Origin of the sequence: Streptomyces sp. NPDC048270 (genome assembly GCF_040652335.1) — a bacterium.
In the GTDB taxonomy this organism is placed as follows: domain Bacteria; phylum Actinomycetota; class Actinomycetes; order Streptomycetales; family Streptomycetaceae; genus Streptomyces.
Map to the genome: position 1 here is coordinate 64,781 of NZ_JBEZLV010000037.1, position 10,610 is coordinate 75,390.

8 protein-coding genes are annotated in these 10,610 nt (G+C 73.4%); 7 read left to right on the top strand and 1 reads right to left on the bottom strand.

Features of this window, described 5'->3' with window-relative positions; genetic code table 11:
- Positions 1 to 5: 5 nt before the first annotated feature.
- Complete coding sequence (locus AB0D66_RS27260) at positions 6 to 770, bottom strand: alpha/beta fold hydrolase (protein WP_362308796.1); 765 nt, start codon at positions 768 to 770, stop codon at positions 6 to 8.
- Positions 771 to 1,202: 432 nt separating this feature from the next.
- Here AB0D66_RS27260 and AB0D66_RS27265 point away from each other — a divergent pair, with 432 nt between their 5' ends.
- From AB0D66_RS27265 to AB0D66_RS27295, 7 genes are all read left to right on the top strand, one after another.
- Complete coding sequence (locus AB0D66_RS27265; RefSeq protein WP_362308799.1) at positions 1,203 to 2,189, top strand: SRPBCC family protein; 987 nt, start codon at positions 1,203 to 1,205, stop codon at positions 2,187 to 2,189.
- Positions 2,190 to 2,211: 22 nt separating this feature from the next.
- The gene (locus tag AB0D66_RS27270; RefSeq protein WP_362308802.1) at positions 2,212 to 3,981 is read left to right on the top strand and encodes an acyl-CoA dehydrogenase; all 1,770 of its coding nucleotides are present in this window, start codon (positions 2,212 to 2,214) and stop codon (positions 3,979 to 3,981) included.
- Positions 3,982 to 4,028: 47 nt separating this feature from the next.
- Complete coding sequence (locus AB0D66_RS27275; protein WP_362308805.1) at positions 4,029 to 4,868, top strand: 4'-phosphopantetheinyl transferase superfamily protein; 840 nt, start codon at positions 4,029 to 4,031, stop codon at positions 4,866 to 4,868.
- Positions 4,869 to 4,989: 121 nt separating this feature from the next.
- Positions 4,990 to 7,071, top strand: coding sequence for a condensation domain-containing protein (locus AB0D66_RS27280; protein ID WP_362308808.1), 2,082 nt, complete (start codon positions 4,990 to 4,992; stop codon positions 7,069 to 7,071).
- 113 nt (positions 7,072 to 7,184) lie between these two features.
- Positions 7,185 to 8,393: a methionine adenosyltransferase gene (gene metK / locus AB0D66_RS27285; RefSeq protein WP_362308810.1), complete on the top strand. Its 1,209-nt coding sequence runs from the start codon at positions 7,185 to 7,187 to the stop codon at positions 8,391 to 8,393.
- A gap of 71 nt (positions 8,394 to 8,464) precedes the next feature.
- Complete coding sequence (locus AB0D66_RS27290; protein WP_362308813.1) at positions 8,465 to 9,451, top strand: carbohydrate kinase family protein; 987 nt, start codon at positions 8,465 to 8,467, stop codon at positions 9,449 to 9,451.
- On the top strand, positions 9,448 to 10,610 hold a 1,163-nt coding region (locus tag AB0D66_RS27295), incomplete at its 3' end, for a homocysteine S-methyltransferase family protein (RefSeq protein ID WP_362308816.1). The genes AB0D66_RS27290 and AB0D66_RS27295, both read left to right, overlap by 4 nt.

Here is a 10,610-nt window from a genome sequence, read left to right on the forward strand (position 1 = left end):
GGCGGTCAGACGGCGCCGGCGAGCGAGGCGGTCAGCCGCGCCGACACGGTGCGCAGGACGGCGGCGGTGTGGTCGCTCAGGTAGAAGTGGCCGCCCGTGAAGACCTCCGAGTGGAAGTCGCCCGAGGTGTGGTCCCGCCAGGCCAGCGCCTCGTCGACGGTGACCTTGGGGTCGGCGTCCCCGGTGAAGGCCGTCACCGGGCAGCGCACCGCGGCTCCGGGGCCGTAGACGTGCGTCTCCACCGCCTTGTAGTCGGCGCGGATCGCCGGCAGCAGCATCGCCCGCATCTCCGGGTCGTCCAGCAGCTCGGACCCCGCCGCCTGGTGGGACTTGATCTCGGCGACCAGCTGGGCGTCGCTCGCGTCGTGCCAGCGCTCGGGGCGGCTCGCCGAGGGGGCGCGGCGCCCCGAGACGAACAGCTCGACGAGCCCGTCCCCGCGGGCTTCGAGGCGCTGGGCGACCTCGAAGCCGATGACGGCTCCCATGCTGTGCCCGAAGAGGGCCAGCGGCTTGTCCCGGTACTCCTTGAGCTCCTCGGCGATCCGGTCGGCGAGGGTGTTGATGTCCTCGACCAGGGGCTCCATGCGCCGGTCCTGGCGGCCGGGGTACTGCACGGCCAGCACCTCGACCGAGGGCGAGAGCGCCTTGGCGACGGGAAAGTAGAAGCTGGCGGAGCCGCCCGCGTGGGGCAGGCAGACCAGGCGCACGGCCGCGTCCGGGGCCGGACTGAAGACGCGGAACCACTCCGGATCGCCGCTGGGCCCGTTCATTGCTTCTCCACTCGCCGATCCTGATCGTTCCCGGCCATGTCCGATGACCTGTTCCAGGGTGCCGGGCGCGGCCGCCGGGCGAAACCCCGGACCCCTCCGGGCGGCCGCCCGCTCGACGGCACCTCGACCGGCTCTCCGCCGCGTCTCCGGCCGCCCGGGAAACCCTGTCGACCAGCGGGTGTCACCGAACCCGCCGTGATCCGCACGGCCCGGCCCACCCCCGTCCCGGCCGTACGGCTCGCAGCGCCCGGCCGGCGCGCTGCACCGGCTCCGGGGCCGCCGCCCCTCCTGACGAGGACGCGGCGGCCCCGGATCTCGCGCCCGGGCGCCCGGCCGCCGGGACCCTCGAGAGGTCCTGGAGGTCGAGAGGGATTCGAGCGGCTCTCCGGCGGATCTTGTCAGTCTCGAGAGCCAGCGAGAGAGGTTGAGCCGATGACGGGTGAGCGAGTGCACCGCAGGACGTACGCGGTGGACGTGGCGGCGCCGGCGGGCGTGGTCTACGGGTTGATCGCGGACACCACCCAGTGGCCGCTGTTCGTACCGCCGAGCATCCACGTCGAACGGCTCGACTTCGACGGGATCCGGGACCGGTTCCAGATGTGGGTGACCGCGGGCGGCACCGTCAAGTCCTGGCTGTCGCGCCGCACCCTGGACGCGCAGGCCCACCGCATCGACTTCCACCAGGAGGTCCCGGCCGCGCCCGCCCTGGCGCTGGGCGGCCGCTGGTCGGTCGAGGCGCGGGGCACCGGGCGCTCCCGGCTGACGCTGGACCACGAGTTCACCGTCGCCGACGACCGGCCCGAGGACCTGTCCTGGGTGGAGCGGGCGACGGACGACAACAGCCGGGCCGAGCTGGCGCGGCTGAAGGAGACCGCCGAGCGCTGGACCGCCCTGGACTCCCTGCTGCTGACGGTCGAGGAGTCCGTACGCGTCAAGGGGCCGGCCGAACTCGTCTACGACTTCCTCTACGGCATCGCCGACTGGCCCGGCCAGGTCCCGCACGTGGTGCGCGCCGACGTCGCCGAGGACCGGCCCGGTGTGCAGGTGGTCTCGATGGACACCGTGTGGGGATCGGACCCGGCGACGCGGACCGCGCAGTCCACGCAGACGATGCAGTCCACGCAGGAGGTGCGGATCTGCTTCCCGCACGCCTTCCGCATCGTCCACAAGCAGACGCGGACCCCGCTGCTGCTGGAGGCGCACACCGGGGAATGGTCGGTGATCCCGGACGAGACGGGCGTCACCGCCCTCGCCCGGCACAACGTGCTGCTGCGCGAGGAGGCCGCCGAGGCGGTCCTGGGCCGGGGCGCCGGGATCGAGGAGGCGCGTCACCACGTACGCGAACTGCTCGCCGGGCAGAGCGCCACCGTCCTGAACCTGGCCAAGCGGCACGCGGAATCCACCATCAGGACCCTCTGAACGGGAGTTGATCGACGCCATCATGACCATCTCCCTGCATGCCCCGGACGACACCTCGGCCATGCCCGCCACCGCCTCCGCGTCCCACGAGGCGGCGGCGCTGCGCCGGGCGGCCCGGCTGGAGGCGCTCCTCGGCGCCCCCCACGACCCCGCCAACCCGCACGGGATCGCCGCGCTGTGCGCCGCCGACTCCCGCGGGGAGCTCCCGGCCGCCACCGAACGGCTGCTGACCGGGACCGGACTCGCGGCCGAGTTCGTCCCGGCCGAGTTCGGCGGCCGCCTGACCCGCGCCGACCTGCTCGCCAAGGTGCTGCGCCCGGTCTTCCGCCGCGACCTGGCCCTCGGCTTCGGCTTCGGCATCACCTCGCTGTTCGCGACCGCCGCGGTCTGGGCCGCCGGCACCGCACGCCAGCGCGAGCGGACCGCGGACCTGCTGCTCGGCGGCGGACGGGCCTCGATCGTCCACCACGAACTCGCCCACGCCAACGCCATCCTGCGCGACGAGCTCGTCGCGACCCCGGACCCGCGCGGCGGCTACACCCTCGACGGCCGCAAGGACGTCATCATGAACGCCTCGCGTGCGGGCGCGTACGTGGTCTACGCCCGCACCGCGCCCGAACGCGGCCCCCGCAGCCACTCCGTGCTGCTCCTGGACCCCGCGGAGCTGCCCGCCGAAGGCATCCGCCACCTGCCCCGCGTCCCCACCCCCGGGATGCGCGGCGGCATCTTCTCCGGCCTGGAGTTCAACGGGTACCCGGTCCCCGAGGACGCCCTGGTCGGCAGCCCCGGCGAAGGGGTCTCGCTGGCCCTGCGCACCTTCCAGGTCAACCGCTGCCTCATCCCCGGCGTCGCCATCGCGGCCGCCGACACCGTGCTGCGCTCGGCCGTGCGCGCCGCGTCCACCGGACGCAGCGCCCCCATCGCCAAGCGCTGGCACAAGCCGCTCGCCGGGGTCTTCGCCGACCTGCTGGCCTGCGACAGCATGGCCACCGTCGCGCTGCGCTCGCTCAGCCTGCTGCCCGAGCGCGCCCACATCCTGGCCGCGGCCGTCAAGTACGTGGTGCCGGACCTGCTGCGCGAGAGCCTGGAGGAACTCGCCACCGTGCTGGGCGCGCACGGCTACGAGCACGGCAGCCCGCAGTACGGGTCCGTCGACAAGCTGGTGCGCGACCTGCCGGTCGCGGGCCTGGGCCACGCCGGCACGGCCGCCTGCCACGCCGTCATCGTCCCGCAGCTGCGCAGCCTCGCCGAGCGCTCCTGGTTCCTCGCCGAGGAGCCGCCGCCCGAGCTGTTCCGCAGCGGGGCGACCCTTCCCGTGCTCGACTACCGGCTGCTCGGCATCGCCAGCGGCGAGGACTTCCTGTCCGCCTCGCTCATCGGCTCGGCCGGCCGGCTGGCCGCGACCCGGGGCGTCGGCGGCCAGATGGCCGTCCTCAGCGACCTCGCCGAGGGCTTCGTCAACGAACTGCGGGCGCTGCGCTCCGAGTGCGCGGCCCTGCCCGCCACCCGGGCCGCGCTGACCGACCCGGCCGTCGTGATCCTCAGCGACCGGTACGCGATCGTGCAGGCCGCCGCCGCCGTACTGGGCATCTGGGAGGGGCAGGACGGCGCCGACGCCTTCCTCGCCGACCCGGCCTGGGCGGTCCTCGCGCTGTCCCGGCTCGCCGGACGGCTGGGCATCGTCGTCCCGGACCTGCCCGAGAGCTGCCTGCGCCAGGTGCTCGACGAGCTCATCCGCCGCTACCGCGGGGGTCTCAGCTGCGATCTCGACGGCAGCGAGCTGACCCAGTGACGGAGAACCAGAGGGAGAACCGGGGGATCCAGGGAGGGAACCAGTCCATGCCTCAGCAGACCGCACGGGAAGAGCGGACCATCGCGCCGCCCATCCACGTCTCCGGACCCGACGGGCCCTGGGACACGGTGCGCGAGAGCCTCGAACGCGACGGCAGCGCCGTCGTGTTCGCCACCTGGGGCGAATGGCTGACCGCGGCCCTCTCCGACTCCGAGCTGCGCCCTCTCCTCGGCCGCGACTGGCAGCGCTACCGGCGCACCGAGAACGCGGCGATGCGCTACTGCTTCGTCGCCTCGCGCATGGTCGTGAAGTACACGGCCGCCGCGGCCTTGAGGACGGTACCGGCCGCGCTCGACCTCGCGTACAAAATCGGTGGAAGGCCGTACATCCGCGGATTCGACCAGATCGACATCAGCCTGAGCCACACCGACGACCTGATCGTGGTCGGCGTCAGCAGGACGGGCCGGATCGGTGTCGACACCGAGTCCGCCAAGCGCAAGATCTCCTTCGAGCTGTTCCACGACCACATGTGCACCCCCGCGGAGCACGCGGAGCTCACCCGCATGTCCCAGGACCGCCAGACCTCCGAGCTGCTGCGGCTGTGGACCCTGAAGGAGGCCTACACCAAGGCGCTGGGGCAGGGACTGCGGCTGGGGTTCACCGAGTTCGGCTTCGGTCTGGAGAGCGGCCGGCTGATCGCTCCCGACGGTTCCCCCGCCTCCCGCGGGGAGTGGGCGTTCGCCACCTTCCCGGTGCTCGCCGACCGCTACCTGGTGAGCGTCGCCTGCCACGACACCGGGCTGGACACCGCCCGCGACACCGCCGTCCACACCATGCTCGACGAGGGCTTCATGGGCGCGGTCGAGGAAGGCCTGGCGAGCGCGTGAACCGGATGAGCAGGCCGTGTCAGCGCGGCGTCAGCGCCGTGTGGCCGCCGCTCGCATACTCCGAGACCTTTCCATGTCCATGCCCATGCCCGATGCACACTGCCGACCGAGGAGGGAGCAGATGGCCGCGCCCGTGACGGTGATCGTCACTCCCGGCCCGCCGCCTTCGCTCGACCTCCACGGCCCGCTCACACCCCGGGCCCTGGAGGCGGCGCTCGCGGCGCTGCCGCCGTGCACCCCGACGCTGCACCGGCACACCGAGACCCACCACACGCTCCAGGTGCCCCCGCCGCCGTTTCCCGCGGGCACCCTCGCGGACCTGCTGGCCTCGCCGCGCTCCGGGGACGGCGCGAGCGCCCCGCACCGCACCGCCGACGGCCCCGACTGCGGCCGGACCGGCCCCGCCGGCGCGCCCGAAGCCGTCCTGACCACGGCCCCCGCCGCCCCGCTCCAGCGCGACGTCCTGCTCGACGCACTGGCCCGGCCCGGCGCCGGACTGCACGTCGGGCAGGTCTACTGGCGCTGGCACGGCCCCCTGGACACCGCCCGGTTCGCCGCCGCCTGGCAGTCGCTCGCCGACCGCGAGGCGGTGCTGCGCGCCGCACTGGCCCGGCCGGTGCGCGACACCGGACCGCGGATCGCCGTCCATCCGCACGCCGCCGTGGAGATCCTGCGCCACGGACACGGCGAGGCCGACTGGCACACCCTGCTGGCCGGCGAGCGCGCCCGCGCCTTCGACCTGCGCCATCCCGGGCCGCTGCGCATCGCGCTGCTGGACGATCCGCCCGGCGGGGAGGACCACGAGGGCCGTTCCACCCGGATCCTGATCACCTATCACCAGGTGCTGCTGGACCGCCGCAGCATCCGCACCCTGCTCGGCGCCTTCTACCGGGCCTACCTCGCCGACGGCCGGATGCCCGGCGGGGAGCGCCGGCCCGACGTACGCGACCACCTGCACTGGCTGGGCGCCCAGGACCCGGGGCCCGCCCGTGCGTTCTGGTCCAGGGCCGCGCCCGCGCCCGGAGCCGCGACCCTGCCCGCCCGGCCCGCCGCCCGCACCACCGGGCGGCTCGGCCACGGCCGGACCCGGCAGACCCTCACCGCCGCCGAGGCGGTCCGGCTGCGCGAATGGGCCGCCCAGTGGGGTGCGAGCGAGAGCACCGCGCTGCACGCCGCCTGGGCCCTGCAGCTCTACCGGCCGGCCGCCGACCTCGACGCCAACCCGCGTTCCGTGGCCTTCGCCGTCACCGTCTCAGGCCGCGGCATCTTCCTGGAGGGCGTCGAATCGCTGCCTGGCCGGATGCGCAACCCGCTGCCCGTGCACCTCGTCGTCGACCCTGCCGCGCCCCTGCGGCGGCTGCTCGACGACCTCACCGGCCGGGTGCTGGACGCGGCCGCCTACGAATGGGTGTCCGCGGGCCAGATCCAGGCCTGGACGGGCACCTCCCCGGCCGAGGGCCGGACCACCGAATCCCTGATCGTGTTCGAGCCCCCGGCGCAGCGCGAGCAGGGGTACGCGGAGAACGCGTACCGCGAGGAACTCGCCGCCGAGGGCGTCCGGGTGGACCCGCCCGAGGCCGTCGGCCCGCTGACCGGCGTGCCCCTCACCCTCACCGCCCAGCACGCGGCGGACGGCTCGCTCGTGCTGACCGCCGTACACGACCGCACCCGCCTCTCCGACAACGCGGCCGCGCTGATCCTGTCGCAGACCGCCGGCCTGCTGCGCGAACTGCCCTTCTGCACCGACGGGTCCACGACCGTCGCGGAGGCCCTCGGGCTGCTCTCCGGAGCCCGCGTGCCCCCGGTCACCATCCGCCCCACCGGCGCGCTGCGCCTGCTGCGCGAGGCCGCCCACCCGGGCGCCGGCACCATCTGCCTGATCCCGCCGCCGGACGCGGAGCCCGACTGCTACGCCCGGCTCGCCGACCTCCACCCGGGGCCGGAGGCGCTGGCCACGCTGAGCGCTCCGGCGGACGCCGCGGACTTCCTGACCGGGCTGCGCCCCGCGCTCGCCACCGGGGAGCCCCTCGTCCTGGCCTGCTTCTCCGGAGCGGGCGCCCTCGCCTGCGAGATCGCCGGCCGGATCGCCGCGCACGGCTGGTACCCGCCGTTCGTCGTGATCGCGGGCGCCGCCGACGGTGGCCCGGATTCCGCCCGCGCCCTCACCCGGGCGCTCACCTCCGCGACCGCGAGGCCGGGATAAGCCGCTGACCCGCGGCCGCTGCCCGCCCGTACGGGCACGCGCACCTCGTCCTCCCGCGGTCTCCCACCGCCGCTCTGCCATGGGCCGAGCGTCCTCTCCCACCCTGGAGCACTATGTCCCGCCGACTGTTCACCTCCGAGTCCGTCACCGAAGGCCACCCCGACAAGATCGCCGACCAGATCAGCGACACGATCCTCGACGCGCTCCTCACCCAGGACCCGACCTCCCGCGTCGCCGTCGAGACCCTCATCACCACCGGTCTCGTCCACATCGCCGGCGAGGTCACGACCAAGGCCTACGCGCCGATCCCGCAGCTGGTCCGCGACAAGATCCTCGAGATCGGCTACGACTCGTCCGCCAAGGGCTTCGACGGCGCCTCCTGCGGCGTCTCGGTGTCCATCGGCGCGCAGTCCCCGGACATCGCGCAGGGTGTCGACACGGCCTACGAGAAGCGGGTCGAGGGCGATGAAGACGAGCTCGACAAGCAGGGCGCCGGCGACCAGGGCCTGATGTTCGGCTACGCCACCGACGAGACCCCCGAGCTGATGCCGCTGCCGATCCACCTGGCGCACCGGCTCTCCCGCCGCCTGTCCGAGGTCCGCAAGAACGGCACGCTCCCGTACCTGCGCCCCGACGGCAAGACCCAGGTCACCATCGAGTACGACGGCGACACCGCGGTCCGCCTCGACACCGTGGTCGTCTCCTCGCAGCACGCCTCCGACATCGACCTGGAGGGCCTGCTGGCCCCCGATATCCAGGAGCACGTGGTCGCGTACGTGCTGGCCCAGCTGGCCGAGGACGGCATCAAGCTGGACACCGAGGGCTACCGCCTGCTGGTCAACCCGACCGGCCGCTTCGAGATCGGCGGCCCGATGGGCGACGCCGGCCTCACCGGCCGCAAGATCATCATCGACACGTACGGCGGCATGGCCCGCCACGGCGGCGGCGCCTTCTCGGGCAAGGACCCGTCGAAGGTGGACCGCTCCGCCGCGTACGCGATGCGCTGGGTCGCCAAGAACGTGGTCGCCGCCGGCCTCGCCTCGCGCTGCGAGGTCCAGGTCGCCTACGCCATCGGCAAGGCCGAGCCCGTCGGCCTCTTCGTCGAGACCTTCGGCACCGCCAAGGTGGAGACGCAGAAGATCGAGGACGCCATCGCCGAGGTCTTCGACCTCCGCCCGGCCGCGATCATCCGCGACCTCGACCTGCTGCGCCCGATCTACGCCCAGACCGCCGCCTACGGCCACTTCGGCCGCGAGCTGCCGGACTTCACCTGGGAGCGCACCGACCGGGCCGAGCAGCTCAAGGCAGCCGTCGCCCGCTGACACCCGCTCGACCCCTCATCGCCCCGCCGACGGCGGGGCACCGGCCCCCTCCGTCCCGATCAGGAGACCACGTGCGTATCGCGGTGACTGGATCCATCGCCACGGATCACCTCATGGCCTTCCCAGGCCGGTTCGTCGACCAGCTGCTCCCGGACCAGCTGGAGCACGTCTCGCTCTCGTTCCTCGTCGACTCGCTCGAGGTGCGGCGGGGCGGAGTGGCGGCCAACATCGCCTACGGCCTCGGCGGACTGGGCCTGGCCCCCGTCCTCGCCGGGGCGGTGGGCCTCGACTTCCACGAGTACGAGGTCTGGCTCAAGGAGCACGGAGTCGACACCGGCGGGGTGTACGTCTCCGACACCTGCCAGACCGCGCGCTTCATGTGCATGACCGACCAGGACGCCAACCAGATCGCGTCCTTCTACGCCGGTGCGATGGCCGAGGCCGCCGAGATCGACCTGCGCAGCCTCACCGGCCCCGGGGACCCGCCCGTCGACCTGGTGCTGGTCTCGCCCAACGACCCGGCCGCGATGCTCCGGCACACCCGCCAGTGCCGCGGGCTGGGCATCCCCTTCGCCGCCGACCCCTCCCAGCAGCTCGCCCGCCTCGACGGCGACGAGGTGCGGGAGCTGGTGACCGGGGCGCGCTGGCTGTTCACCAACGCGTACGAGTCCGCGCTGCTGCGCGAGCGGACCGGCTGGGACGTGGCGGAGATCCTCGAACGGGTCGGCATCTGGGTGACCACGCTGGGCGCCGAAGGCGTCCGGATCGAGCGCAAGGGCGAGCCCGCCCTCACCGTGCCGGCCGTCCCCGACATCCGGCCCGAGGACCCGACGGGCGTCGGCGACGCCTTCCGGGCCGGGTTCCTCGCGGCCGTCAGCTGGTACCTGCCGCTGGAGACCGCCGCACAGCTGGGCTGCGCGATGGCCGCGCTGGTCCTGCAGGCCGTGGGCTCGCAGGACTACGAGGTCGACGGCGAACGGCTGCTGGCCACCGTCACGGAGGTCTACGGGACCGAGTCGGCCCGGCTGCTGGGCCCGGCGCTGCGAGCGCTGGCATGAGCGGGACCCGGGCCGATGCCCTGCGCGAGGCGCTCGCCACACGGGTGGTCGTCGCCGACGGAGCGATGGGAACGATGCTCCAGGCGCAGGACCCTTCGATGGAGGACTTCCAGCAGTTGGAGGGCTGCAACGAGGTCCTCAATGTGACCCGTCCGGACATCGTGCGCACGGTGCACGAGGCGTATTTCTCGGTGGGTGTGGACTGCGTTGAGACGAACACCTTCGGCACGAACTACGCGGCGCTCGCCGAGTACGACATCGCGGAGCGCAATTTCGAGTTGTCGGAGGCGGGGGCGCGCATCGCCCGGGAGGTGGCCGACGAGTTCACCGCTTCGACGGGGCAGCAGCGGTGGGTGCTCGGGTCGATGGGGCCGGGTACGAAGCTGCCGACGCTGGGGCACATCACGTACGACAAGATCCGTGACGCCTACCAGATCAATGCGGAGGGCCTGCTGTCCGGCGGTGCGGACGCGCTGCTGGTGGAGACCACGCAGGACCTGCTGCAGACGAAGTCCTCGATCATCGGGGCGCGGCGGGCGATGGAGGCGCTGGGTGTTTCCGTTCCGCTGATCTGCTCGGTGACGGTGGAGACGACCGGCACGATGCTGCTGGGGTCGGAGATCGGTGCGGCGCTGACGGCGCTGGAGCCGCTGGGCATCGACATGATCGGCCTGAACTGCGCCACCGGCCCCGCCGAGATGAGCGAGCACCTGCGCTACCTCGCACGGCACTCGCGTGTTCCGCTGTCCTGTATGCCGAACGCCGGCCTGCCCGTCCTGACCAAGGACGGCGCGCACTACCCGCTGTCGGCCTCCGAACTGGCCGACGCGCAGGAGGGCTTCGTACGGGACTACGGGCTCTCGCTCGTCGGCGGCTGCTGCGGCACCACCCCCGAGCACCTGCGCCAGGTGGTCGAGCGGGTGCGGGGGGCCGCGCCCGGGGCCCGCGACCCGCGTCCGGAGCCGGGGGCCGCTTCCCTGTACCAGACGGTGCCGTTCCGGCAGGACACCTCGTACATGGCGATCGGTGAGCGGACGAACGCGAACGGGTCGAAGAAGTTCCGTGAGGCGATGCTGGAGGCGCGCTGGGACGACTGTGTGGAGATGGCGCGGGACCAGATCCGTGAGGGCGCGCACATGCTGGACCTGTGTGTGGACTA